Source organism: Faecalibacterium sp. PGM34, assembly GCF_054456555.1.
The window spans coordinates 1,624,346-1,649,704 of record NZ_CM136898.1 but is presented as its reverse complement, the minus strand read 5'-3'; the positions used below and the strand labels follow the sequence as shown (position 1 = coordinate 1,649,704).

The 25,359-nt window shown below is 58.3% G+C and carries 19 protein-coding genes; 7 read left to right on the top strand and 12 right to left on the bottom strand.

Annotated elements, in window-relative coordinates:
• Window positions 1–2: 2 nt before the first annotated feature.
• From ACXPUX_RS07730 to ACXPUX_RS07720, 3 genes are all read right to left on the bottom strand, one after another.
• Window positions 3–1,781 (bottom strand): Na/Pi cotransporter family protein, encoded by a 1,779-nt coding sequence (locus tag ACXPUX_RS07730; protein WP_458827798.1) that lies wholly within the window; start codon window positions 1,779–1,781, stop codon window positions 3–5.
• Window positions 1,782–2,391: 610 nt separating this feature from the next.
• Window positions 2,392–3,048, bottom strand: coding sequence for a sortase (locus tag ACXPUX_RS07725; protein ID WP_458827797.1), 657 nt, complete (start codon window positions 3,046–3,048; stop codon window positions 2,392–2,394).
• Between the two features lie 62 nt (window positions 3,049–3,110).
• The gene (locus ACXPUX_RS07720; RefSeq protein ID WP_458827796.1) at window positions 3,111–4,109 is read right to left on the bottom strand and encodes a Na/Pi cotransporter family protein; all 999 of its coding nucleotides are present in this window, start codon (window positions 4,107–4,109) and stop codon (window positions 3,111–3,113) included.
• Window positions 4,110–4,311: 202 nt separating this feature from the next.
• Between ACXPUX_RS07720 and ACXPUX_RS07715 the strand changes: the two genes are divergently transcribed.
• The 3 genes from ACXPUX_RS07715 to ACXPUX_RS07705 are packed head-to-tail and all read left to right on the top strand — an operon-like array spanning window position 4,312 to window position 8,909.
• Window positions 4,312–4,821, top strand: a complete 510-nt coding sequence (locus ACXPUX_RS07715; protein WP_458827795.1) for a MarR family winged helix-turn-helix transcriptional regulator — start codon at window positions 4,312–4,314, stop codon at window positions 4,819–4,821.
• Entirely contained in the window at window positions 4,805–7,096 is a 2,292-nt protein-coding gene (locus ACXPUX_RS07710; RefSeq protein ID WP_458827794.1) for an ABC transporter ATP-binding protein, read from the top strand. The genes ACXPUX_RS07715 and ACXPUX_RS07710 overlap by 17 nt, the downstream gene beginning before the upstream one ends.
• A gap of 1 nt (window position 7,097) precedes the next feature.
• Window positions 7,098–8,909 (top strand): ABC transporter ATP-binding protein, encoded by a 1,812-nt coding sequence (locus tag ACXPUX_RS07705; RefSeq protein WP_458827793.1) that lies wholly within the window; start codon window positions 7,098–7,100, stop codon window positions 8,907–8,909.
• Window positions 8,910–9,125: 216 nt separating this feature from the next.
• Here the strand turns inward: ACXPUX_RS07705 and ACXPUX_RS07700 are convergent, their stop codons facing one another.
• Entirely contained in the window at window positions 9,126–10,040 is a 915-nt protein-coding gene (locus ACXPUX_RS07700) for a LysR family transcriptional regulator (RefSeq protein ID WP_458827792.1), read from the bottom strand.
• A 161-nt stretch (window positions 10,041–10,201) separates the two neighbouring features.
• Between ACXPUX_RS07700 and ACXPUX_RS07695 the strand changes: the two genes are divergently transcribed.
• From ACXPUX_RS07695 to ACXPUX_RS07680, 4 genes are all read left to right on the top strand, one after another.
• Entirely contained in the window at window positions 10,202–12,229 is a 2,028-nt protein-coding gene (locus ACXPUX_RS07695) for an FAD-binding protein (RefSeq protein ID WP_458827791.1), read from the top strand.
• Window positions 12,230–12,430: 201 nt separating this feature from the next.
• Window positions 12,431–13,351 (top strand): AAA family ATPase, encoded by a 921-nt coding sequence (locus ACXPUX_RS07690; RefSeq protein WP_458831192.1) that lies wholly within the window; start codon window positions 12,431–12,433, stop codon window positions 13,349–13,351.
• The gene (locus tag ACXPUX_RS07685) at window positions 13,351–15,105 is read left to right on the top strand and encodes a vWA domain-containing protein (RefSeq protein ID WP_458827790.1); all 1,755 of its coding nucleotides are present in this window, start codon (window positions 13,351–13,353) and stop codon (window positions 15,103–15,105) included. The genes ACXPUX_RS07690 and ACXPUX_RS07685 overlap by 1 nt, the downstream gene beginning before the upstream one ends.
• Window positions 15,106–15,392: 287 nt before the next feature.
• Window positions 15,393–16,151, top strand: a complete 759-nt coding sequence (locus ACXPUX_RS07680; protein WP_458827789.1) for a hypothetical protein — start codon at window positions 15,393–15,395, stop codon at window positions 16,149–16,151.
• 345 nt (window positions 16,152–16,496) lie between these two features.
• Here ACXPUX_RS07680 and ACXPUX_RS07675 read toward each other — a convergent pair whose 3' ends face one another.
• From ACXPUX_RS07675 to ACXPUX_RS07640, 8 genes are all read right to left on the bottom strand, one after another.
• On the bottom strand, window positions 16,497–18,191 hold the full coding sequence (locus ACXPUX_RS07675) for a peptide ABC transporter substrate-binding protein (protein ID WP_458827788.1): 1,695 nt from the start codon (window positions 18,189–18,191) through the stop codon (window positions 16,497–16,499).
• 215 nt (window positions 18,192–18,406) lie between these two features.
• Entirely contained in the window at window positions 18,407–19,402 is a 996-nt protein-coding gene (locus ACXPUX_RS07670) for an ABC transporter ATP-binding protein (protein WP_458827787.1), read from the bottom strand.
• A complete protein-coding gene (locus ACXPUX_RS07665; protein ID WP_458827786.1) occupies window positions 19,399–20,400 on the bottom strand; it encodes an ABC transporter ATP-binding protein in 1,002 nt (333 codons plus the stop codon). Before ACXPUX_RS07665 ends, ACXPUX_RS07670 begins: the two co-directional genes overlap by 4 nt.
• 14 nt (window positions 20,401–20,414) lie before the next feature.
• Window positions 20,415–21,464, bottom strand: a complete 1,050-nt coding sequence (locus tag ACXPUX_RS07660) for an ABC transporter permease (RefSeq protein WP_005923262.1) — start codon at window positions 21,462–21,464, stop codon at window positions 20,415–20,417.
• 18 nt (window positions 21,465–21,482) lie between these two features.
• Window positions 21,483–22,400 carry an ABC transporter permease gene (locus ACXPUX_RS07655; RefSeq protein WP_458827785.1) on the bottom strand — a complete coding sequence of 306 codons (918 nt, stop codon included), beginning with the start codon at window positions 22,398–22,400 and terminating at the stop codon, window positions 21,483–21,485.
• A gap of 540 nt (window positions 22,401–22,940) precedes the next feature.
• A complete protein-coding gene (locus tag ACXPUX_RS07650; RefSeq protein WP_458827784.1) occupies window positions 22,941–23,786 on the bottom strand; it encodes a hypothetical protein in 846 nt (281 codons plus the stop codon).
• 28 nt (window positions 23,787–23,814) lie between these two features.
• On the bottom strand, window positions 23,815–24,567 hold the full coding sequence (locus tag ACXPUX_RS07645) for a tyrosine-protein phosphatase (RefSeq protein ID WP_458827783.1): 753 nt from the start codon (window positions 24,565–24,567) through the stop codon (window positions 23,815–23,817).
• Window positions 24,568–24,582: 15 nt separating this feature from the next.
• Window positions 24,583–25,356: a CpsD/CapB family tyrosine-protein kinase gene (locus ACXPUX_RS07640; protein WP_458827782.1), complete on the bottom strand. Its 774-nt coding sequence runs from the start codon at window positions 25,354–25,356 to the stop codon at window positions 24,583–24,585.
• Between the last annotated feature and the right edge of the window lie 3 nt (window positions 25,357–25,359).

Genomic DNA, 25,359 nt, shown 5'->3' with positions numbered 1-25,359 from the left:
ACTTACGCTTCCATTTCTTCCAGCGGCACAAGGTATTCCTTGCGGCACTGCTCGTATTCCAGCATATAGTCCTTGCTGGGGCTGTGGTGCATAATGTTTTTCAGGGTGTGGGAGTCGTAATCGTCGCCGGCCTCCATGCCCACCATGCGCACTGCGATGTTGGAGCAGTGGTCGGAGATACGCTCAGCGTTGTTCAGCACATCAAGGAACACCACGCCGGTGTCGATGGAGCAGACGCCGTCCTTCAGGCGGCGGATGTGCTGGTCGCGCAGGCGTTCCACCATCACATCAATGATCTCCTCCAGCGGCTCCACCTGTGCAGCCTTCTGGGTATCGTCGTTTTCAAAAGCCTCGTCCGTCAGAGCCAGAATGCGCTCCAGTGCGTCGTCCAGCAGCTGCAGCTCCTTTTTGGCGCTCTCGCTGAAGCTGGCTTCCTTGTCGTACAGCTCCTCGGCCTTTTCCATAATGTTCACGGCATAGTCGCCGATACGCTCGAACTCGGTGACAAAATTCAGCAGCTCGGTCACTGCGTGGCTCTCGTCATCGCCCAGCTCCTGATCGGTCAGCTTGATCAGATAGTTGGTGATTTCCACCTCCATGCGGTCGATCAGGTTCTCGCGCACCTTGATGGCGCTCACGGTCTCCTCGTCCATTTTCAGCAGCAGCGGCGCGGCCAGACCCACGTTGCGGGCAGCGCGGCGGGACATCTTGATCACCGCATTCTTTGCCTGCTGCAAAGCCACAGCCGGGCTCTTGTACAGACGCTCGTCCAGCACCGGCATACTCAGCTCCTGTGCTTCTTCCACACTGCTGGGCACCGTGAGCATCGCCAAGCGGCTCAGCACTCCGCTGCAAGGCAGGAACAGCAGCATGGCGCACACGCTGGACATGGTATGGATGTTTGCAATGGAGCTCTTGTTCATCACATCGCCCCACATGGGGATGCCGATGGTGAACTGCACTGCATAGATCAGCGCCAGCAGGATCACGCTGCCGATGACGTTGAAGTACAGGTGGATGAGCGCCGCCCGCTTGCCATCCTTGGAGGAGCCGCCGATGGTGAGCAGCGGGGTGAACGCTGTACCGATATGCGCGCCCAGAATGATGGGGATGGCAGAGCTGAAGGTGACAAGCCCTGTGCTGGACAGTGCCTGCAAAATGCCCACGGAGGCAGAAGAGGACTGGATGATCACGGTGACCACCACGCCCACCAGAACACCCAGAATGGGGTTGGTCATGGTGACGAACAGATCCTGAAAGACTGCGCTCTCCCGCAGGGGTGCCACGCCGGTATCCATCAGGCTCATGCCGGTAAACAGAATGCCGAAGCCCAGCATGATCTGGCCGATATTTTTCTTTTTGGCATTGCGCAGGAACACATAAAAAATGCAGCCAATAAACGCCACCACAGGGGCAAAGGTCTTGGGCTGGATCAAAGTCAGCCACAGGCTGTCGCCTGAGATATCCGCCATGCGGATCAACTGACCTGTTACCGTAGTACCAATATTTGCACCCATGATCACGCCTACCGACTGCGTCAGTGTCATGATACCAGAGTTGACAAGGCCGACACAAATAACCACCGTACCAGCCGACGACTGGATAACGCCGGTGATCAGTGTGCCAAAGATCACGCCTTTGATGGTAGAGGAGGTAAGCTTTTGCAATACGCCCTGCATCTTGCCGCCTGCCAGCTTTTCCAGTCCGGCACCCATGATGGACATACCGTACAAGAACAGCGCAACGCCGCCCAGCAGAGAGGTAATGTGTGTGATATCCATAACGATACTCCTAATATGAAACTTCCCTTTTAATCCTTTACAGCACGCAGCCGCCGGAGCCCTGCACACGCACAACGCTGCCCTGTCCCGGAAGCCGCTTATTTTTATTATACCATCAAAGGGGGCGTCTCAACAAGGTTTATTTTACAGGAAAGTTACTTTTTCCACACATTTCGCAACATATTTCCGGGTGTAAAGCAAAAAGCTTTCTTTTATTTTACATACATTTTACATTGTACCTTCTCGGGACGCAGGATATCCCCGCTTACCCGGCCAGCTCTTCCATGGCCTCCCGCACCGTATCGGCTGAAAACAGGAACACACCACTGCCGGTGTATACCTCCACATGACTGCCCACATAACGCAACTCAAAATCCTTCATGGTGTTTCCCTCCTGTGTGTCTGTTTTGTTCCCGGGGCTTCCCCGGTGAACACAGTATCGCACAATTCAGATACCATAAAAAGGACTTTCAAATGTTTTCTGTGGGTTTTTGCGTAAAAATCGGATGATGCTCCTGTGAAAAAATGGCTCAGAAACGCCCGCAGGCGTTTCTGAGCCACTTTTATAATAATATTCTTTCTCATCTCGTCCCGCTGCGCAAAGATGGCATTACTCTGCCGCGTCCGTCACACGGACAGGGTAGCCTGTCCGCACACAGCGCACCGCATAGCGGGCATTGCCGCCGGAGGTGCAGGTGAACAGGGTCAGATTCCAGCTGTCCGTCTCGGTGGCGGTGGTCATCTCCTCGATCTGGGTGGGCTGCAAAATCTCCACGCTCTCCACCTCGTAGTTCCAGCGCAGACCGTCCGCATCTGTAAAATACACCGGGCTGCCGATGGCCAGCCACTTGATAGGGCTGAAGTGCTTTGCGTAGTTGTGGCCGCAAATTACCAGGTCATCGGCATAGGTGGTGCCGCTGTACCGTCCGGGGGCGACCTTCAGCCCGGCGTAGCTCCACTGCACCATCACCGGCAGTTCCAGCCCTGCTGCCGGGATGGAAAGTACCCCGATGTAGTCGTACCCCTCCACCTCCACGGTGGTCATCTCCTGCGTCGGGTCCAGCACCGGCTGCGGGGCTACAGTCTCGTTTTCCTGCCGGTGCTCCGTAATGGTCTTTTGCATGGTCTGCTCCAGCTCGCCCAATACTTCCTGCGAAGCCTTTTCTGCCCGGGCGGCATCCCACCGGTTGTAGCCCAGCAGCCCGGCGGCGCATAAGATCAGCACCGCGCCCAGCACCATGCACAACCTGCCGATTTTCCGTTTCATTGCATTCCATCCTTTATATATAATAGTATCATCTGCTTCAGTATACCATTCCCCGCTCCGATTTACAACCGTTCCTTCAGGCGATTTTTATCAGGCAGCAGCGCGCAGACCAGCCGCACCATCTGCCCGGTCAGGGGCAGCCATACCAGCGCACACAGCCCGTTGAACAGGGTGTGCGCGTTGGCGATCTGCCGGGCGATCACGGTGCACTCTGCCCCTGTGGGCGAGCACAGCCGCACCAGCGCCGCAAAGGGCTGCAGCAGTGCGCAGCACACCGCCGCGCCGCTCAGATTAAAAATAGCGTGGGCTGCCGCCACCCGCTTGGCGTCTCTTCCCTGCCCGATGGCGGCAAGCACCGCTGTAATGGTGGTGCCGATGTTATCCCCCAGCAGAATGGGAATAGCCGCGGTCAGCCCCAGCAGACTGTGTACGCCGTCCGCCCCGGGCTGCGCCGCCATGCTTTGCAGCAGCGCCACCGTGGCAGAGCTGCTTTGCACCGTTAAGGTCATGCAGACGCCCGCCAGCAGCCCATGCAAAGGGCTTTGCTGCACCCGGGCAAGCTCCAGCCGGAGCAGCGGGCTTTGCAGCAGCGGCTCCATGGCGCTGCGCATTACCGTGACGCCCTCGAATAGCAGCCCAAAGCCGAGCACCGCTTCGCCCACGCAGCGGCCCCGCCAGTTTTTGCAGGCCAGACAAAGCAATACCCCGCAAAACAGCAGCAGATACCGCCAGCTTTCCACCCGGAACGCCAGCAGCTGCGCCGTGACCGTCGTGCCGATATTTGCCCCGAACACCACCGGCACCGCCTGCCGCAGCTGCAACAGCCCCGCCGCCAGAAAGGCAATGACCATGACCGTGACCGCCGAGCTGCTTTGCAGCACCGCTGTGACCGCCGCCCCGGTCAGCAGCCCTGCCGCCGGGTTTGCGGTGCACCGCGCCAGCAGGCTGCGCAGACGCCTGCCCGCCCCCTGCTGCACTGCCCTGCACAGGCTGTCCGTCCCATATAAAAACAGCGCCAATCCGCCGAATACCTGTAACAACACCTGTAACCCCTGCTCCATCCGCACCCTCCGTTTCTGCCTGTCCTTTATTTCTATGCGGCAAAAGCCGGATTCTGTCCTGACAAAGCTTACAAGTTTTTTGTGAATTTTTGTTTAATATTTCCCCATCCCCTTGCAATCCGGCTATAAAAGGGATATGATTATCAAACGTTAATACTTAACAGCTGTTAAGTATTAAAAATGCAAACGAGGAGGGACTGTTGTGTCCGAGCCAAGCACCCCCAGCTTTCAGGGGATGTGCCACTATATCGGGCAGCTGAGCAAGGCATCCAAGGCCGGGATGCGGGCGGCGCTGGCCGATTGCCCCAAATGCCACTTTAATATGCTGGAAGGCCTGCTGCATTCCATCAACTGCCATGGCAAGGACGGTGCCATTTATGTCTCCGACCTTGCCCGGGAGATCCGCCAGCCGCTGCCGGCGGTCTCGCGCGGGCTGCGGCTGATGGAGCAGGACGGCACCGTGGTGCGGGAGCCGGACCCCGCCGACCGCCGCAAAACGCTGGTGCGCATCACCCCCAAAGGGTATGAGCTGTGCCGTCAGTGTGAGCAGGCGTTGAGCAACTACTTTGCCAGCGTGCTGGCACGGTTAGAGCCGGAGCAGGTTGCCCAGATGGACGCGCTGCGCGGCGCGCTGATGGATGCTATTCTTGCGGAAAATGCCGCGCGCAACATTGACCCGAAGGGAGAAACGAACCATGACAAAGATCTTTAAGCAGCTGGCCCGGCACTGGGCGGTCTGCCTTGTGGTGTTCGCGCTGCTGTTCGTGCAGGCGTACTGCGACCTTGCATTGCCGGACTACACCAGCAAGATCGTGGACACCGGCATCCAGCAGGGCGGCGTTGAAAGCCCCCTGCCCCAGACGGTGCGCAAGAGTACGCTGGACGCATTGAGTCTGCTGATGAACGAGGAGGACGCGCAGAAGCTGCAAAACGCCTATCAGTACTATCTGCAGGACGATGGCGTATTGCAGCTGCGCTCCGACCTGACCGAGGACGAGCGCACCGCACTGGAAGATGCCGTGACCACCCCGGACATCGTGCTGTATATGGCTGCCGCACAGGCTGCCAACACCCCCGCCGGGCAAAGCAGTATGGGCATGACCGGCCTTGCCGAGATGCCCACTGCCGCTGCGGACACCGAGGCCGTCACCCCCACGGCAGCAGATCTGGATACGGTATGCAGCCAGTTTGCCGCCATGAGCCAGCTGCCCGGCTTTGACCGCAGTATGCTGCAAACGCAGCTGGACGGTGCCATGAGCCAGCTGGACAGTACCATGCTGGAAAACCTGAAAAGCCAGTCTTTGCTGCTGGTGCAGCTGGAATACGAGGCACAGGGCGTTGCACAGGATGTGCAGATGCGTTACCTCTTCCGGGTGGGCGGCCAGATGCTGGCACTCACCCTGCTGATGGTGGCCGTGGCTGTGGCTGTGGGCTTCCTTGCCTCCCGGGTATCTGCCGCCATCGGCCGTGACCTGCGCCGGGAGACCTTCTCCAGTGTCATCGGCTTTTCCAACGCGGAGATCGAAAACTTCTCCACCGCCTCCCTCATCACCCGCACCACCAACGATATCCAACAGGTGCAGTTCGTCTGCGTCATCCTGCTGCGCATGGTGGCCTACGCGCCCATTCTGGGCATTGGCGGCGTGCTGCACGTTGTAGGCAGCAGCAGCGGCCTTTCTTGGATCGTGGTGCTGGACGTGGCACTGCTTTTGCTGCTGATGCTCTTCCTGATGAGCGTTGCCATGCCCAAATTCAAGGTGATGCAGCAGCTGGTGGACCGGCTGAATCTGGTCAGCCGCGAGATCCTGACCGGCATTATGCCGGTGCGCGCCTTCAGCCGCGAAAAGTTTGAAGAGCAGCGCTTTGATAAGGCCAACCGGGAGCTGATGGGCACCCAGCTGTTCACCAACCGCGCCATGGTGGCCATGATGCCCTTTATGACCCTGATCATGAACGGCACCAGCCTGCTCATCGTCTGGTTCGGCGGCAAGGCTATGGATGCCGGCACCATGCAGGTGGGCGAGATGATCGCCTTTATCACCTACACCATGCAGATCGTCATGTCCTTCCTGATGCTGGCCATGGTGGCCGTCATGCTGCCCCGCGCCGGTGTGGCTGCGGACCGTATCGATGAGGTCCTCCGCACCAAAGCCACCATCCACGACCCGGACGAATCCACCGCAAAGGCCGCACAGGCGCACACCGACTGGCAGGGCGTGGTACAGTTTGAGGATGTGAGCTTCCGCTACCCCGGTGCGGACAGCGATGCACTGGAGCACATCAGCTTTACCGCAAAGCCCGGCGAGACTACCGCCATCATCGGCTCCACCGGCTGCGGCAAGTCCACCCTGCTCAACCTGATCCCCCGCTTTTACGATGTGACCGGCGGCAAGGTGACCGTGGACGGTATTGACGTGCGCGAAATGCCGCAGGCACAGCTGCACGACCTGCTGGGCTATGTGCCCCAGAAGGGCGTGCTGTTCAGCGGCACCATTGACAGCAACCTGAAATTCGGCGGCGAGGATATCACCGATGCGCAGGTGCACAAGGCCGCCGCCATTGCGCAGGCCACTGATTTTATCGAGGCAAAGCCCGAGGGCTACCAAAGCCCCATTGCACAGGGCGGTTCCAACGTATCCGGCGGCCAGAAGCAGCGGCTTTCCATTGCCCGGGCAATTGCCAAGAACCCCAAGGTCTATCTGTTTGACGACAGCTTCTCGGCACTGGACTACAAGACTGATGTAACGCTGCGCCGCGCTTTGAAGGCACAGACCGACAACGCCACCGTGATCATTGTGGCGCAGCGCATCTCCACCGTGCTGCACGCAAACCAGATCCTTGTACTGGACGAGGGCAGACTGGTGGGCAAGGGTACCCACGCCCAGCTGATGGTCAATTGCCCGGAATATCAGGAGATCGCCCGCAGCCAGCTGAGCCAGAAGGAGCTGGCGCTGGATACCCTGAATACAGAAAAGGAGGGTGAGTGATATGCCCAGACCCGGACGTCCCACCACCGAGCGCGCCAAGGACTTTAAAGGCACGCTGCGGCAGCTCATCCGCACCATGAGCCACTACAAGCTGCCCCTTGCGGCAGCCATGCTGTTTGCTGTTCTGTCCACCATCTTCAACATTGCAGGCCCCAAGGTGCTGGCAAAAGCCACCACCGCCCTTGCCACCGGCTGGATCGCCCGGCTGCGCGGCACCGGCAGCATCGATTTTGTGCATATCGGCCGCATCCTGCTGTTTTTGCTGGGAATGTACCTGCTGAGCAGCGCCTTCAGCTTTATTCAGGGCTGGCTGATGACCGGCCTTTCCCAGAAGGTCTGCTACGACTTCCGCCGCCAGATCAGCGAAAAGATCAACCGCCTGCCGCTGGCGTACTTTGAAAAGCGCACCGTGGGCGAGGTGCTCTCCCGCATCACCAACGATGTGGATACGCTGGGCCAGAGCCTGAACCAGAGCATCACCCAGCTGATCACCAGCGTGACCACCATGATCGGTGTGCTGGTGATGATGCTTTCCATCAGTCCCCACATGACCCTGATTGCCCTGCTGATCCTGCCGGTGTCGCTGGCGCTGGTGCTGGTGGTGGTCAAGTTCAGCCAGAAGTACTTCAAGACACAGCAGGCCACGCTGGGCGTGGTCAACGGTCAGGTAGAGGAGGTCTACGCCGGTCACAATGTGGTCAAGGCCTTCAACCGCGAAGCCGTGGTGCTGGCAGACTTCAACGCCGCTAACAATAAGCTGTACGAATCCGCATGGAAGAGCCAGTTTCTCTCCGGCCTGATGATGCCCATCATGAACTTTGTGGGCAACCTGGGCTATGTGGCGGTGGCCATTGTTGGCAGCATTTTTGCCGCAAACGGGGTCATCACCATCGGTGATATTCAGGCCTTTATCCAGTACGTCAAAAACTTCACCCAGCCCATCCAGCAGCTTTCGCAGGTGTCCAATATGCTGCAAAGCATGGCCGCTGCCGCCGAGCGGGTGTTCGAGTTTTTGAACGAGCCGGAGGAGGAGCAGCTGGCAGACCCCGCCCGCCGCGCCGACCCCGCCGACATTGACGGACAGGTCACCTTTGACCATGTGCGCTTCGGCTACACCCCGGACAAGACCGTCATCCACGACTTCAGCTGCACGGTGCAGCCCGGCCAAAAGGTAGCCATCGTAGGCCCCACCGGCGCAGGCAAGACCACCATGGTCAAGTTGCTGATGCGCTTTTACGATGTGGACGCCGGTTCCATCACCCTGAACGGCCACGATGTGCGGGACTTTGACCGCAGCGCCCTGCGCGAAGGCTTTGGCATGGTGCTGCAGGACACATGGCTGTTCAAGGGCACCATCATGGAGAACATCCGCTACGGCCGACTGGACGCCACCGATGAAGAGGTGATCGCCGCCGCAAAGGCCGCCAACGCCGACCACTTTATCCGCACCCTGCCCGGCGGCTACCAGATGGAACTGAACGAGGACGCCTCCAACGTCAGTCAGGGGCAGAAGCAGCTGCTCACCATCGCCCGTACCATTCTGGCAGATAACCGCATCCTGATCCTTGACGAGGCTACCAGCAGCGTGGATACCCGCACCGAGCAGCGCATCCAGACCGCCATGGACCGCCTGATGGAAGGCCGCACCAGCTTTGTCATCGCCCACCGCCTTTCCACCATCCGCGATGCCGACCTCATCCTTGTAATGCGGGACGGCGACATTGTGGAGCAGGGCACCCACGACCAGCTGATCGAAGCCGGCGGCTTCTACGCCGACCTGTACAACAGCCAGTTCGAGGACGTGGTGGATTAAAGCACCTGTCATCGCAATATAACTGTCAAAAGAGCACCTGCCGCCTTCTCTTCCGAGGGCAGCAGGTGCTCTTTTGGTTTACCCTCTCAGTCATCGCTGCGCGATGCCAGCTTCCCCGAGAGGGGGAGCTTTTCAACAGCTGCCGGTCAGCTGCAATAGAGCTCTCCCTTCGGGAGAGCTGGCGCGGAAGCGCCTGAGAGGGTTTCCGTTTTTTCTTTATTCCTCCACCGCTTCCAGCTTCAGGCCGAACAGCCTTTCTGAGAGGGACGGCAGCTGTTGCTGCAAGGCGCGGACATAGGCCATTACTACCGGGTCCGGCTCCGCTTTCGTAACAATACCAAACCGCATTCCCTTGTTCCAATCCAGAATAAACACCTGTGAAGGATCCGGTCTGCGGTAGTACACTGCCGGGGTCAGCATCAGGCTGGGCAGTTCATACTGTACACTTTTTACGCTGCGAATGATTTCTGCCTGCCGTCTCGTAGCCTCGTGCAGCAATGCGGTCTCATACAGTGACTGCTCTGGTGTTTCTGCAAACATCCACCGATACTGCACCGCCTGTTCCAGCGTAATATATCCACGGGGCACCTCCGGCGGCGTATGAAATGGGACGCCGATCTCCGGCATATACACTGCCGGATAAAAGTGCAAGCCTCGCGCCGCGATCTCTGCACACTCGATCTGCAATGAAAGATCGATCTCATCATTCAGCAACGCCCTCCAGACATCCTTTATGCTGGCACAGCGATGCATTATAGGAGAAAAGCGGTTGCTCAACTCCCCTGTAGCGGCAAACAGGTCAAAGCCCAGCATTTGCAGCGGCATATTCTGATGTCCGATCAGTAGATGCCGTTTAGGTGGATTTGCATTCAGCTTTACTGCCTGCGCATGATGCACCGCCTCATTGTACAATTTCAGCAGCTGCTTTGCCTTGGGGTAAAAATCCCATCCCGCCGGGGTCAGCACCACACGGCGCGGCACATGCTGGAACAGTTCAAATTGCAATTGCCCTTCCAGCGTGCGGATCTGCTGCGAAAGTGCCGACTGTGAAAGATACAGCGCCTCTGCCGCCGCAGAAAAGCTGTTCAGCTCCACGATTTTTACAAAGCCCTCCAGTGCGCTCTCGTTCATGCCTTTCTCCCTCCCGCAATACATTAGGATTTCCTAAATTATAATATAAAAAATATGAATTGTAAACAGCACCCTTCTACGCTACAATTGTTAAGGATTCAGCAAAGTGGCCTTCACCTTGCTGCACAATAAGAAGGAACAAAAAGAAAGAGAGCGTACCTATGAACAAGATTTCCCGTAAGGGCTTCATCAAGATCGCCGCTGCCGCCGCTATGAGCGGTGTGACCGCCGGTGCTTTGGCTGCCTGCAATGCTGCCTCCGGCTCTGCTTCCGCTTCCACTTCCGGTGCTGCCGGCCAGTACATCCCCGGCACCTATGAGGGCACTGCCGAGGGCATCTCCTCCACCGTCAAGGTCACCATGACCTTCTCTGACAGCGCTGTCACCGACGTGGTTGTGGACACCTCCGGCGAGACCGCTTCCTACGGCGCTGCCGCTGCCGATGAGCTGCGCGAGCAGCTGATGGCCGCCGGCTCTGCCGAAATCGACGGTGTTTCCGGTTCCACCGTCACCTCCAAGGCTGTCATGAAAGCTGCCCAGAATTGCTATGCACAGGCAAAGGGCGAGGCTGTTGTCACCAGCGTACAGCTGCCCACCGGTGATGACACCGATTGGCTCGGCAAGGAACCTGACATCGACGAAGCTGCCATCACAGAGACCTGGGACACCGACATCGTCATTGTTGGCGCAGGCAACGGCGGCATGTGTGCCGCTGCTTTTGCCGCCAAGAACGGCCTGAATTTCCGCATCATCGAGCAGAATGCCGCCGTCATGGACACCCGCCACTGGTACGGCGCCATCGACAGCAGCGAAGCACAGAAGCAGGGCGTTCCCCCGGTGACCCGTGCCGAGCTGCTGAGCGAGATCTCCCGTTCTATGGGCGGCCGCTGCGACCAGCGTGTGGTCAAGACCTGGATCAACGAGTCTGCCGCCATGCATGACTTCGTTGCCAGCATCCTGGAAAACGAACCTTATAACTATGTGTGCAACCTGACCTCCGGCGATGAAGCCAAGTGGCCGGATGACACCCAGGTGAGCCAGACCAAATTTATGTTCCCCGTGCAGCAGGTAGACTACCGCGCCGGTGAAAAGCCCCGCAACGTGGTGTTCCAGGAGTACATTGAGAGCAAGGGCTACGGCGTGGACTTCAACACCGGTCTGGCTAAGCTGGAAAAGGACGCAGACGGCCGCATTACCGGTGTGATCGCCCAGAACACCGAGGACGGTCACTTCATCCGCATCCATGCAGCCAAGGGCGTTCTGCTGGCCTGCGGCGGCTATGCCGGCAACCCCTACATGATGGAGCAGCTGGACCCGCTGGGCACCAGTGTGACCACTGCCTGCTCCTATACGCCTGCCGACAAGGGTTACGGCATCCGTGCCGCGATCTGGGCAGGTGCACATCTGGATGCAGAGCCCGCTCCCGTCCTGTTCGACCGTGGTCTGGTGGCCCCCGGCGTGGATGCCGGCTATGTGGATGCCCCCTCTGCCTTTGGCGGCAAGGCCTTCCCCGGCACTGTGGGTCAGTACAACCCCGGCAGCCAGCCCTTCCTGAAGGTCAACCGCCATGGCGAACGCTTTATGAATGAGAGTCAGGAGTACGACAACGCTTCTCACGCTTCCTTCCAGCAGCCGGGTCATGTTTACGCCATGATCCACGATGCAAACTACTTTGAGGATGTTACCCGCTTCCACACCATCGGCTGCTCTGCCGTCACCCGTCTGGTTCCCGGCGGCATGGAAAAGAAGCTGGAACAGTACGCCGAAGAAGGCCTGATCATGAAGGCGGACACCATTGAAGAGCTTGCCGACAAGATGGGCTTTACCGGTGCCGACAAGGACAACTTTGTAGCCACCGTTGCCCGCTACAACGAGCTGTATGACAAACAGAACGATGAGGACTTCGGCAAGCCTGCAAGCCGTTTGAGCGCCATCCGCACCGCTCCCTTCTACGGCTGCTGGCTGGGTGCCTCTCTGCTGTGCAGTATGCAGGGTATTTCCATCACTGAAAACTGCCAGGCGAAGGATAGCAACAACGAGCCCATTCCCGGCCTGTACATTACCGGCGATATGTCCGGCAGCTTCTTCCAGAACAACTACCCCTGCGTCATGGGCGGCACCGCTTGTGGCCGCACCCTGACCTTTGCCATCAAATCCGTCAAGCAGATGGCCGGTCTGGAAAACGCCTGATAAAGCGCAGTTCTCCGGCATATTCTAAGCGTTTCTTCTTTTCTTCTTTTTCATGTGAAGAGGGCCGCCCTATTTGGGGCTGCCCCTCTTTGCGTTTTTGCCCCCCACGCCCCCTACACAAATGGCCGCGATTGTGCTATGATAAGGCTGAAAACCGGGCAGTTCATTCCCGCCCTGTCAAAGATCGAGGTGTTTGTACAAATGTCGGATATTCTGGATACCTTACGGCAGGAAGGGGTGAACCCCGCCCTGCTTACGGCGGTGCAGGAATACCGCGCCGCTCATCCGCTGGAGCAGGCGCTGCGCCCGCGTATCCCCGCCCCTGCCTTTACCTACTACGGCAAAGAGGTGTGGGAGCAGGCGCTGGCGGCCATCCTCTGCGGTGAAAACCTGCTGCTGGCCGGCGGAAAGGCCACCGGAAAAAATGTGCTGGCAGAAAATCTTGCCGCTGCCTTTGGCCGCCCCGCGTGGGACATCTCCTTTCATGTGAACATGGACGCCGCCTCCCTCATCGGCATGGATACTTTTGCGGGCGGGCAGGTAGTGTTCCGTCCCGGGCCGGTGTACCGCTGCGCACAGTGCGGCGGCTTTGGCGTGCTGGACGAGATCAACATGGCAAAAAACGAGGCGCTGGCGGTGCTGCACGCGGTGCTGGACTTCCGCCGCGCCATCGACGTGCCCGGGTACGACCGCATCCCGCTGGCTGAGGAGACCCGCTTTATCGCCACCATGAACTACGGCTACGCAGGCACCCGGGAGCTGAATGAAGCGCTCACCTCCCGCTTTGCGGTGGTGCAGATGCCCACCATCACGCAGGATAATCTGGAAAAGCTGCTGCGGGCGCAGTTCCCGGAACTTACCGCAAAATATGTGCATCAGTTCGCACTGCTGTTTCTGGACCTGCAGAAAAAGTGCGACAGTGCCGAGATCTCCACCAAGGCGCTGGATCTGCGCGGTATGCTGGACGCGCTGCGGCTGATCCGCAGGGGCATCCCTGCCGGGGCTGCGCTGGATATGGGCATCACCAATAAAGCCTTTGACTCCTACGAGCAGGGGCTGATCCGGGACGTGATCGCCGCGCGCATCCCGGCCAAGCTGGATGCCGGAAAGCTGTTTGCCTGATGGACGCCCAAAGCTACACCGCGCAGGAGCGGCGTGCGGCCAATCAGGTCTGGGCCGCTGCCGGTGCTTACGGCTTCGAGCCGCTGTTTCTGGCCCGCAATACGGACGGCACCATTGATTTTTACATGAACTGCATCGTCGGGCTGGTGCACAAATACTACGGTGACGCGCTGATCCGGGACATTTTTTCCGCTTGGGAGGGTGACACCCGCCAGCCCATGCTGGACGATATGGCGTGGCTGTACTTAGAAAACGCCGCCTACCGGCTGGAGCTGCCCCGCCGCCCGGTGCTGGAGGCGCTGCGGTTTGCCCATGCGGACTACTTTTTTGCCATCCAGTACAAGCTTTCGCGGCAGGAGTGGATGGCGAAAAACCAGCTGGTATACACCATGCAGGCCGCGCGCTGGCGCAAGGTGCTGGGACGCACCGCCCCGGTCATGACCCCTTACGAGAGCAGCCTTGCCGCCGCGCTGGAGCCGGAGAACGCACCAGAACCGGCACAGATCAAAAATGACCTGCTGGCGTTGTTTGCAAAATTTGCCCTGTTTGACGGCAAGGTGCGCCAGAAGCCCACGCTGCATCTTCGGCTGCAGGGCTTTTGGGCAAAGCTGGCCACCAGAACTATGCCCACCCAGATGATCAAGACTGATCGGGTGACGGTGGAGCATTCCGGCGCGGTGGATGCCGCAGGCAGCGGGCTGGCGGTGGACAAGCGCCGGGCAAATATCACCCTGAAGCAGCGCGCAGCGCAGGATCGCGCCTATATTGAAAGCTGCTTCGGGCGCTGCTTTTACCCGCCGGAACAGCTGCGCAAGGCCGAGCAGGAACTGTGCACCGGGGTGCATCTGGGCTGTCATTTGTGGTTCAGCGCCGGGGTGCCCAGCCCGGAGCAGGCGCCCACCCCGGAAGCGCGGCAACTGGCACAGCAGGCCGAATTGCAGGCCGAGCGCAACCGCGCTTACTACGCCAAAAATCAGGAGCTGCACCGCAGCGTGGTGCTGCGCCTTACGGAGCAGATCCGCAACTGCATTCTGGTGCATCAGCAGCCCGACCAGCGGGTGGCGCGCAGCGGTGATTTGTGTGCCGGGCGGGTGTGGCGCGCCCCTTACCTGAACGATGACCGGGTGTTTTTGTGCCCGGAGGAGGAAAACTGCCCCGCCTTTACGGTGGATCTGCTGCTGGACGCCTCGGCCTCCCGCCTGCACTGTCAGGAGGTGATCGCGGCGCAGGGTGTCATTCTGGCCGAAAGTCTGGCCAACTGCGGCATTCCGGTGCGGGTAAGCGCCTTTAGCAGCCTGCGGGGCTACACAGTGCTGCGGGTGCTGAAAGGCTTTGCGGACAAGAACCGGCAGAACATTTTCCGCTACTTCGCATCGGGCTGGAACCGGGACGGTCTGGCGCTGCGGGCGGCGGGCGATCTGATCCGGTACGCCCCCGGCCCTGCCCCGCGCCACCTGATGATCCTGCTGACCGACGCCAGCCCCAACGACAGCCGCCGCATCCCGCCCACAGCACAGAACCCACTGGGCTGTGCCTACGAGGACGCCGCCGGTGTGGCCGATACCGCCGCGCAGGTGCGCACCTTGCAGCGGCAAGGCGTGCGGGTGTCTGCCGTTTTTATGGGCGAGGACAGCAGCGCCGGTGCCGCCGCGCAGATCTACGGCAAAAATATGGCGCGCATCCGCGGCATGGATCAGCTTGCCCGCGCTGCCGGACGGCTGATCCAGAACGAGATCCGGGAACTTGGCGATTAAAGAAGCAAAACAACCCCTGCGGGAGCAGATTCGGCCTTTGTCGGCACCTCCCACAGGGGTCGTTTTTACAACCACGCATCTCAAGGCACAACCATATTTTGAACTTCCGCTTGCTTTGTACCGTAGATTTTTTGCAAAAATTTGTTGTTTTAAAAAACTTACAGTTGTTTTTCGCCCGAAAGTATGCTATACTACGTTCAGAGAAGTTTTATGCAGCCTGTCGGCCTGATCACCCGGCTGGCGTTTTTACAACGTTTCGCTGTTTGTTTTCAGGAAGGAGATCAACCATGGATGCTTCCCGTTATTTTGACGCCATGCACAACGCCATGTCTACCCTGCACACTGGTGCACAGCTGCTGCTCACCGTCCGTTTGCAGGACACCTGCGGCAACGATGCCTATCTTGAAGTAAAACAGCTGCCCGGGGAGCAGAGCGCCCTTGTGTGTTATTCCACCATGGGACGGCGCTGCCTGAATTTCCAGCTGTTCCGCAAGGGCTGGCAGCTGTGCCACAATGCGGAGGGGCAGCTGACCGGGCGTTTTCCGTCCAGTGCCGATAGCCTGCTGAGCCAGACCGACTTCCGCGCCTACTGCCGTGAGGACCGTCTGGATGCTGCCCGCACCCAGCGCCTTATAGAGGAACTGGGACAGCGTGCCGGGGCCAACTATGTTGGTACCATCCCGCAGAATGCCCGCACCGGCGCACAAATCACGGTGGAAAGTTACCTTGGCTGCGGTGCACGCTGGAGTTACTGGAATCAGGACGCTTCCCCCTGCCTGCCGCTTGCTGCCATTTTGTACTGGCTGGCAGATTTTCTGGCCGGGAACGAGCGCCGCGCCCTCCAGTCTGACCCGCAGGCTGCCGCACTGGCTGCGCAGTGGCTGGCAAAGGACACTGCTGTGTTCTTCTGCTCCTCCCCTGCCCTGACGGTATCCTCTGCGGCCTGCCATACTGCCCCTGCTGCACGACGCACCCGCCCCGCCCCGGTGCCTGCTGCACGCAGCAAGAGCTGGCAGAGCGTTCTGGCTGCTATGGCTGCGGTGTAAGCAGCGTCTGCTTTTATAGCTATTCTTGCATAACTGTACGGCTTGCTCTAAAGGCTTCCCCCGACCGGGGGAAGCCTTTAGTACAAACCACACGGTTATGCTTCAATCCCCTCATCCGGCGCGGCGCGCCCCCTTCCCCCAAAGGGGGAAGGCTTTTTTGCTCCGACAAACATTCAAACAAATCAAAAGCGGCTGTTGCACCAAATGCTGTGCAGCAGCCGCTTTGTTTGTTTTTCCGTACCTCGACAAACGCAAAAAAGCACCCCGCCAACCGTTTCCGGTCAGCGGGGCGCTTAGTGCTTATAGTTTACAGCTCAGCTTACGCTACACAGCACACGGAGGAGATCACTCCTCGATGTAGCCGTACTGGAGGTACCAGTAGCCGTACGGGCTGTGCCAGATGCCCTTCAGAGAAGAGCTCTGCAGCCAGAAGTCGTTGTAGTAAGCAACGGGGATGCAACCCATATCCTCCATCAGGATGTCCTCAGCCTTGTGCAGCTGTGCAAAGTGCTCGGCGACATCAGCAACGCGGGAAGCCTCGACAGCAGCATCGTAGTCAGCGTTGGAGTACTTACCATCGTTGTTGCCGTTGCCGGTGCAGAACAACTCGATCATGTTGGAAGGATCGTTGTAGTCCATGACCCAGCCGTTACGGGCAACATCGTACTCGCCTGCACGACGAGCGGGGGTGAAGGAGGACCACTCCATCTTGTTGATGGTCAGGGTAATGCCCAGATCGCCCCAAGTCTGCTGCAGGTACTCTGCCAGAGGCACATGGTAGCCGGCATCGTTGGTGCTGTACTCGATGGTGGGGTAGCCCTCGCCATTGGGGTAGCCAGCCTCTTCCAGCAGCTTCTTAGCCTCGGCCATATTTGCCTCGTAGTCAGCTGCAATGTAGGGAGAACCGCCGTTCGCGTTGTCGTAGAAGTAGCCCTGCTCGTCCACGATGCCAGGGCCGACCACGTTGGAAGCGGCAGAGTAGGTGCCCTGCATGATGGTGTTGGCAACGTAGTCGCGGTCGATGGCCAGAGCCAGAGCCTTGCGAACCTTGGCATTCTGGAAAGCATCGCGCTGCAGGTTCAGGCTGACGTAGTAGGTGCCCAGAATGGTGTCAACATAGAAGTCGCCGCCGTCCTCTGCCTTGGTCAGGCTGGGGATCTCGTCGGTGGGCACATCCTTGATCAGGACAGCCTCGCCGCTGTTGTAAGCAGCGAAGGCAGCGGAAGAGTCCTCCAGCAGCAGCAGGGTGATGCTGTCAGAAACGATCTTGGAGTTATCCCAGCCGCCGACGTAGTTGGGGTTCTTGGACAGAACGATACGCTCGGAGGGAGTCCACTCGGTGATCATGTAGGGGCCGTTGGAGACGAAGGTCTCAGCGGAGGTGCACCATGCATCGCCGTTGGCCTCAACGGTAGCCTGCTGCACAGGACTCATGGATGCAAATGCGGCCATCTTGTCGAAGTAGGAGCAGGGGTAAGCCAGAACGATGGTCAGGGTCTTGCCGTCATCGCTTGCCTTGACGTTCAGAGCATCGGTATCACCAGCCTGTGCTGCGTCAAAACCATCGATCATGCCCAGGCAGGTCGCTGCATAGGGAGCAGCGGTAGCAGGATCAGCCATACGCTTGAAGCTGTACTCGAAGTCCTTAGCGGTCAGGTCGGTGCCATCGCTCCACTTCAGACCGTCACGCATGGTGAAGGTCCAGGTCAGGCCGTCCTCACTGGTAGTCCAGCTCTCAGCCTGGCCACCAATAACTTCGTTGTTCTCGTTGATGATCAGCAGGGGCTCGAAGATGGTGATGATGGTGTTGGCGCCATCAATAGCGCTGTTCAAAGCGGGATCCAGAGTCTCGGGGTTGGGGCCGTACTGGACGGTGAAGCCAGCGGTGTTAACACTGCCGGTAGAAGAACCAGCAGCGGAAGAAGCAGTGCCGGAGGTTGCGGTAGAACCGGACTTGCTGCCGCCACAGGCTGCCAGACCCAGAGCAGCGGCACCCACGCCTGCAACCTTGAGGAAATTACGACGAGAAATGCGTTTCATAATAATATCCTTCCCTTATATCAAATTTGAGTGTGCCAGGTTCCCCCAGCCGCCTCTATATTCGATCCGGTGCAAATTGTACATCGGAGGAACACGAATGATTATAATGCGTTCTCACGCCGGTTACAAGCCCAAAACTTGGACTGTAACCATTTTGTGACAACATTTCAGTGCTAAGTTGAATTGTTTTCACCTCTTGCCGGTGTGAGATGTTCTTACTTCACGCGGTCAAGGTGATGGCAGGCAGCCCAGTGGCCGGTGGAGACCTCCTTGAACTCAGGCACCTCGTTGGCGCACTGCTCGTCTGCATAGGGGCAGCGGGTGCGGAAACGGCAGCCGGACGGCGGGTTCAGGGGGCTGGGCACATCGCCCTGCAGCACGATACGCTTGGACTGGCGGGCCGTAATGGGGTCTGCCACCGGAATTGCGGAGATCAGGCTGCGGGTGTAGGGGTGGATGCTGTGAGTGATCAGCTCGTAGCTGTCGGCCAGCTCCACCATCTTGCCCAGATACATCACGCCGATGCGGTTGGAGATGTGCTTCACAACACTCAGGTCATGGGCGATAAACAGATAGGTCAGACCCATCTCCTGCTGCAGATCCTCGAACATATTGACGACCTGTGCCTGAATGGAAACGTCCAGTGCGGAAACAGGCTCGTCACAAACGATGAACTCGGGGTTCACAGCCAGTGCACGGGCAATGCCCACGCGCTGACGCTGACCGCCGGAGAACTCGTGGCAGTAGCGGTTTGCGTGCTCGCTGTTCAGACCAACGCGCTCCAGCAGAGCGATGATCTTATCGTGGCGGTCCTTTTCGTTCTCGGCCAGATGATGGATATCAATGCCCTCACCCACGATGTCGCCGATGGTCATGCGGGGATCCAGACTTGCGTAGGGATCCTGAAAAACGATCTGCATCCGGCGGCGGTAGGGCAGCATATCCACTGCGATCTTGTTTTCCTTATCAAACAGCAGGTTGCCGTCGTAGTAGATCTTGCCGCCGGTGGGCTCGTACAGGCGCAACAGGGTGCGGCCGGTGGTGGTCTTGCCACAGCCGGACTCGCCTACCAGACCAAGGGTCTCGCCCTTGCGGATGGCAAAGCTTACGTCATCCACAGCCTGAACGTACTTGCGGTTCTTGCCCACACCGCCGGCGGGGAAATACTGCTGCAGGTGCTGGACTTCGACCAGCGTCTTGTTTTCACTCATTCTGCCTTTTCCCCTTTCTCAAATGCAGCCTTCTGCTGCAGCCAGCAGTAGGTATAGTGGGTATCGCTGAGCTCGGTGCGCGGGGGCATCTTGCTCAGACAAATCTTCATGCAGTTCTTGCAGCGGGGCGCAAAGGGGCAGCCTGCCGGCGGATTCAGCAGGTCCACAGGGGTACCCTCGATGGGCACAAGGCGCTCGTGCTCTGCGGTGTTCAGCTTGGGGATGGAGTTGATCAGACCCTTGGTGTACTCGTGACCCGGCTGGTAGAAGATCTCGTCGGTGGTGCCGTACTCCACAATGTGACCGGCGTACATCACGGCGATCTTCTCGCACATGGAAGCCACGACACCCAGATCGTGGGTGATCATGATGATGCTCATGCCCAGCTTCTTGCGCAGATCCTGCATCAGCTCAAGGATCTGTGCCTGAATGGTCACGTCCAGTGCGGTGGTGGGCTCGTCGGCGATCAGCAGTTTGGGCTCACAAGCCAGTGCAGTCGCGATCATCACGCGCTGGCGCATACCGCCGGACAGCTCGTGGGGGTACTGCTTCAGGCGCTTTTCGGGCTCATTGATGCCGACCAATTCCAGCAGCTCCTTAGCGCGTGCCCATGCCTCGGTCTTGTTCTTATCGGTGTGCAGACGGATGACCTCCACGATCTGGTTGCCGATGGTGTACACCGGGTTCAGGCTGGTCATGGGATCCTGGAAGATGATGGAGACCTCGTTGCCGCGGATCTTGCGGAAGTCCTTCTCCTTCATGTTCTCGATCTCGTGGCCGTTGAACCACACCTTGCCGCCCACCAGCTTGCCGGGGTAAGCGGTCAGACCCATAACGGAGTAGGCGGTGACCGACTTACCGGAGCCGGACTCGCCCACAACGCCCAAAACATCGCCCTGATTCATGGTAAAGGAAACGCCGTTCAGTGCCTTTACTTCGCCCGCAGGGGTGAAAAAAGAAAGGCGTTCATCTTTGATATCAAGAATTTTCTCGCTCATTTCTGTTCACCTCATCAATTCTTCAGCTTCGGGTCAAAGGCATCGCGCAGGCCATCGCCGAACAGGTTGAACACAAGGATCATCACGCTGATCATCAGTGCGGGTGCGATCAGCAGATGGGGGTAGGTGTTCATGCCCTTGACGGCATCGGTAGCCAGAGAACCCAGAGAGGGCAGCGGAGCTGCAACGCCCAGACCGATGAAGCTCAGGTAGCTCTCGGTAAAGATGGAGGCCGGGATCTGCAGAGTGGTGGTAACGATCAGGGTACCGATGCAGTTGGTGAGCAGATGCTTTTTGATGATACGGCCGCTGGAAGCGCCCAGTGCGCGGGCAGCGGTAACATACTCGCTCTCCTTCAGGATCAGGATCTGGCTGCGGACGATACGCGCCATGCCGACCCAGTACAGCAGAGCAAAGATGATGAAGATGGAGATCATGTTGGGACCCAGCGTCTGCATCCATTTGAAGCCGGGCTGGGTGGACAGCTTGTCCAGCGGGTCCTTCAGCGCCATGCCCAGCAGGATGATCAGCAGAATATCGGGGATGGTGTACAGAATATCGGTGATACGCATCATGATATTATCCACCCATCCGCCGGCAAAGGCTGCAACCGCACCGTAGGTGGCACCGATGATCAGCACCAGCACAGAGGCGATCAGACCAACGGACAGACTGACGCGGGTGCCCATCATGATACGCACAGCGAAGTCACGACCCATACGGTCGGTGCCCAGAATGTGCGGGAACACCTTTTCGCCTGCGTCGATACGCGCCTGCTCGGAGGCGGAGTACTCAAACGGCTTCAGGTTGTTGCTGCCCTTCATCTGCTCGGAGTAGCTGTAAGGCCAGACGGCGGGCAGCAGGTAGGCAAAGATGGCAATGGCAATGATGAACACAAAGCTGACCATGGCGATCTTGTTCTTCTTCAGGCGACGGATACCGTCCTTCCAGAAGTTGACGCTTTCGCGCATGACCACCAAGCTCTGCTTTTCCTCATTGCTGGCGGGCAGAAAATCCTCCGCGTTGAGCTGCAGGCTGAGCGGATTCTTTTTAATGTTTTCCATGAAAATCGCTCCTTTCTCTTACTGCAGCTTGATGCGCGGGTCGATGATCTTATAAAGGATATCCACGATCACGTTTGCAATGATGACCATGCTGGACAGCAGGATGGTGGTGCCCATGATCATAGTGTAGTCACGGTTGGTGATGGCGGACACGAAGTCACGGCCCAGACCGGGCACGGAGAAGATCTTTTCCACCACGAAAGAACCGGTCATCAGGCTTGCCAGCATGGGGCCAACGTAGGTGATGACAGGCAGGATGGCGTTGCGCAGTGCGTGCTTGAACAGGATCATGAACTGGGACACGCCCTTTGCGCGGGCGGTGCGCATATAGTCCTGACCCATAACATCCAGCAGGCTGGAGCGCATCAGACGGGTGATATAAGCCGAGGGATAGATGGCCAGTGCGGTGACCGGCATGATGTAGGCGGCTGCACTGTTCAGACCAACCGTAGGCAGCACCTTCATGTTCATACCAAACTGGTATAGCAGCAGCACGCTGGAGATAAAGCTGGGGATCGCGATGCCACAGGTTGCAAACACGATAATAATGTTATCCAGCCACTTACCGCGGTTGTAAGCGGAAATGCAGCCCAGCGGGATGCCCACGCACAGAGCCACCAGAACCGCAATGCCCGCCAGACGGCAGGACACCGGCAGCTTGCTGGCGATGATCTGGTTCACGGTACGGCCGCGCTGACGCAGGCTCAGACCCAGATCGCCGTGCAAAAGGCTCTTCATGTAGTTGACGTACTGCACACCCAGCGGCTTATCCAGGCCGTACTTTTCGGCCAGAGCCTGCTGAGCAGCGGCGCTGATGGACTTTTCTGCCACGAACGGGCCACCGGGAACCAGGTTCATGACAAAAAAGGTAACCGTAGCCACAATGAAGATACTGAAGATACCCATTGCGACACGCTTGATGATGTACTTTGCCATCGTTTGATGCCACTCCAATCCTATCAATGAATTACTGTATTTGCTCTCAGGCCGAGCCACACTTTCCCGCAGTCCACCAGCCTCACACATAGCGGACGTCTGTCCTTGGCGCGCGGACAGAAAAAGCGAATAATAAAACGATGGCATCTTGCGGTTGCACAAACACCATCGTCCATACCCGAGAAACACTCTGTTTATTATAAGGATAACCACGATTTTTGTCAATTTACATGAAAAAGATTCACTTTATTGTATCAAAGCATGAGTGAAATCTTATACTTTATACAAATCCTCTGTATATTTGTAGGTAAAAGTGCTGCTTTTCCGGCCTTTTGGACGATTGTTCCGTTGGCGCGTACAATCTACCCTCCCCTGTCGGCGTAAAAGGCAGCATCTCCACCACAGAGCCATCCCTCCATGTTATTGACATTTTTCTCCATATTACAGCAAAAAGGCAAAACAAATCCACCCGCAGCCCCTTCTCCCGCACAGTCAGTGCCCGGGAGATGTGCCGCGGGTGGTCATAGGTCGTTTTGCGGGTCAGGAGTACAGCTTTGCAGTCAGCTGGGAATACATGGCGCTCTTCTGTGCCTTATAGGAGGCCATCGCCTGATCGGCCAATGCGGTGCTCTGACCGTTGGCGGTCAGAATGGCGCGCATCTGGCTGACGATGCTCTCCACTTCCTTATCATAAGATGCCTGCATCGCATACAGTCTGCCGCTTCTGGCCAGCACGATGGAGATCTTGCGCGCCTGTGTCTGCTGGGACTCCGGCAGCGACTTGAACTCTGCCTTTGCCCCGGCAATGCAGCTGTTCAGTTCTGCCTCGGCACGCGCCTTGACGCTGTACAGCTGTTTCAACAGTGCCTTGACCTCAGCTTCGTAGGAAGCCTCCTGTTTGCCGGACGAGGACGCCGGTTTTTCTGTGGCAGATGCTGTGCTGGAGCTGGCTGTGCCGGTGGTGTTCTCCTGCTTGCCGGAGGAAGCGGTACTGCCGCTCTCCGTCCGGGAGGCAGAGCCTGCCGAAGAAGCAGAAGAACCTGCCGGAGCGGATGCCGAATCCTCTCCCTCCTGCGGAGCACTGGCTGATGCTTCCTGTTCCCCACTGTTGGACGCAGCGGTTTCGTCGGTCAGTTCTTCCAGCGTGATATCGCCGCTGAGCAGCTTATCCAGATCCTCATCCGTCAGGGTGAGCTCTGTGCTGTCCGCCGGGGCATCCGGCAATGTTTCGGGAATACCGTCTGCCAGACCGCGGAGGTAGAACAACACCCCAAGGACTGCTGCTGCCAGCAGAACCACCAGCGCGCCCAGCACGATCATTACGATTTTCAGGACCTTGTTTTTCTTCATACTAAAATCCGCTGCCCGGGCAGAGTACACCTCCACCCGGGCAGTTTTCTCCTTACTTATAGGATCAGACCCACATGCCCAAAAACTTTTTGGGCTGATGCAGGGTCGCAGCGTCCAACTCCTGATCGTGGAACAGTTCATCGCCGTTGCGCACGATGCGGGCAGCAGTTTCCTTGCCCAGCAGCTTTTCCAGCTGCTGCACGACCTGTGCCATGCGGGGCGGGCGCTTGTCCGGGGAATGGGTATCGGTGGAGATGACATGAACCAGTCCCCACTGGATGAACTTACACAACTTTTTGCAGAGCTTAGGCTCCAGCAGGGCTCCGGCGTTGATCTGCGCATAGGCACCGGCGGCTACCCAGTCGTACAGCAGGGTGGGATCCTCCAGCACATAGGGGTAGCGCTCGATATGCGCGATCAACGGCACGATACCCTGCTGCTGCAAATTGTACAGGGTCTGCCGGATAAAATGCGGCTTGTGGGTGGTGGGGAATTCCAGCAGCAGATAGGCGGTATCTCCCATGCACAGCGCCCAGGTGTCCAGCTCGCACAGACCGGGCGAGAAGAACACCTCTGCCCCCAGCTTGAAGTCGAACTGCATAGGCTGCCCTTCCAGCGCGGCAGTCAGCTGTTCAAAGGCAGCCTGACGCTTTGCCGTAAAGGCTTCCACCGTGGTGCGCTCGCTGTTGAAGTGGCTGGTGAACGCAATATTGCGCACACCGTCCTCGTATTCCCTGCGCAGCAGCTCCAGCGAGACCGCCGTATCCTTTGCGCCGTCATCGATGCCGGGCAGAATGTGACAATGCAGATCGGTCATAACCGTGCTTCCTTATTATTTACCGGCAGCGGCTTCCTGCTTGCCGTAGGCATAGTTATAATTGTAGGCATAGCTGTATGCGTAACTGAAGCCCTTGAGCGCCCTCTTCATGTCGTAGCGGGTCAGCACGCTGCCCAGCACTTTGACACCGGCGTCCTGCAGCTTCTTCACCGCGCCGCGCACCGCATCGGTGGGGGCGTAATCGGAGCGCACTGCAAAGATGGCACCGTCCACATAGCGGCCGATGACGGCTGCATCGGTGACCACAGACACCGGAGGTGCGTCCATGATGACAAAATTGAACTCCTGACGCAGAGTCTCCACCATAGCCTTCATCTGCGGCTGGCTCAGCATCTCGGAGGGGTTCGGCGGCGGGGTACCTGCAGGTAGGAAGGTCAGGTTCATTTCCTGAATCTCCTGCAAAGCCTCTTCCAGCGTGCACTGGTTGGACAGCACGTTGGAAACGCCTTTTACGTTGTGACCGGCCTTCAGGTAGCGGTGCAGCACCGGCTTGCGCAGGTCGCAGTCCACCAGCGCCACCTTTTTGCCGCTTTCTGCCAGCGTCAGCGCCAGATTGATTGCCACATTGCTCTTGGACTCTTCCGGCACAGTACTGGTGATAACCAGTGTGTGCACGTCCATGGAGCCTGCCATAAAGTCCAGATTGGTGCGCAGAGACTTGTAGGCTTCCACATAGCCAAAGGGCATCCCCTTATCGGTGATCAGCTGCAGAGCGTGGTGTTCATTCCTTTTGTCGTGAATACCACCCTTTTTCTTTTTACCAAACATCGT

Bases quoted from the DNA above. Each gene is read 5' to 3' on its own strand.
- ACXPUX_RS07675 (WP_458827788.1), bottom strand. From the start codon at position 18,191: ATGAAACGCATTTCTCGTCGTAATTTCCTCAAGGTTGCAGGCGTGGGT.
- ACXPUX_RS07730 (WP_458827798.1), bottom strand. From the start codon at position 1,781: ATGGATATCACACACATTACCTCTCTGCTGGGCGGCGTTGCGCTGTTC.
- ACXPUX_RS07685 (WP_458827790.1), top strand. From the start codon at position 13,351: ATGGACGCCCAAAGCTACACCGCGCAGGAGCGGCGTGCGGCCAATCAG.
- ACXPUX_RS07670 (WP_458827787.1), bottom strand. From the start codon at position 19,402: ATGAGTGAAAACAAGACGCTGGTCGAAGTCCAGCACCTGCAGCAGTAT.
- ACXPUX_RS07645 (WP_458827783.1), bottom strand. From the start codon at position 24,567: ATGACCGATCTGCATTGTCACATTCTGCCCGGCATCGATGACGGCGCA.
- ACXPUX_RS07660 (WP_005923262.1), bottom strand. From the start codon at position 21,464: ATGGAAAACATTAAAAAGAATCCGCTCAGCCTGCAGCTCAACGCGGAG.
- ACXPUX_RS07705 (WP_458827793.1), top strand. From the start codon at position 7,098: ATGCCCAGACCCGGACGTCCCACCACCGAGCGCGCCAAGGACTTTAAA.
- ACXPUX_RS07690 (WP_458831192.1), top strand. From the start codon at position 12,431: ATGTCGGATATTCTGGATACCTTACGGCAGGAAGGGGTGAACCCCGCC.
- ACXPUX_RS07700 (WP_458827792.1), bottom strand. From the start codon at position 10,040: ATGAACGAGAGCGCACTGGAGGGCTTTGTAAAAATCGTGGAGCTGAAC.
- ACXPUX_RS07655 (WP_458827785.1), bottom strand. From the start codon at position 22,400: ATGGCAAAGTACATCATCAAGCGTGTCGCAATGGGTATCTTCAGTATC.
- ACXPUX_RS07665 (WP_458827786.1), bottom strand. From the start codon at position 20,400: ATGAGCGAGAAAATTCTTGATATCAAAGATGAACGCCTTTCTTTTTTC.
- ACXPUX_RS07725 (WP_458827797.1), bottom strand. From the start codon at position 3,048: ATGAAACGGAAAATCGGCAGGTTGTGCATGGTGCTGGGCGCGGTGCTG.
- ACXPUX_RS07720 (WP_458827796.1), bottom strand. From the start codon at position 4,109: ATGGAGCAGGGGTTACAGGTGTTGTTACAGGTATTCGGCGGATTGGCG.
- ACXPUX_RS07680 (WP_458827789.1), top strand. From the start codon at position 15,393: ATGGATGCTTCCCGTTATTTTGACGCCATGCACAACGCCATGTCTACC.
- ACXPUX_RS07640 (WP_458827782.1), bottom strand. From the start codon at position 25,356: ATGTTTGGTAAAAAGAAAAAGGGTGGTATTCACGACAAAAGGAATGAA.
- ACXPUX_RS07695 (WP_458827791.1), top strand. From the start codon at position 10,202: ATGAACAAGATTTCCCGTAAGGGCTTCATCAAGATCGCCGCTGCCGCC.
- ACXPUX_RS07710 (WP_458827794.1), top strand. From the start codon at position 4,805: ATGACAAAGATCTTTAAGCAGCTGGCCCGGCACTGGGCGGTCTGCCTT.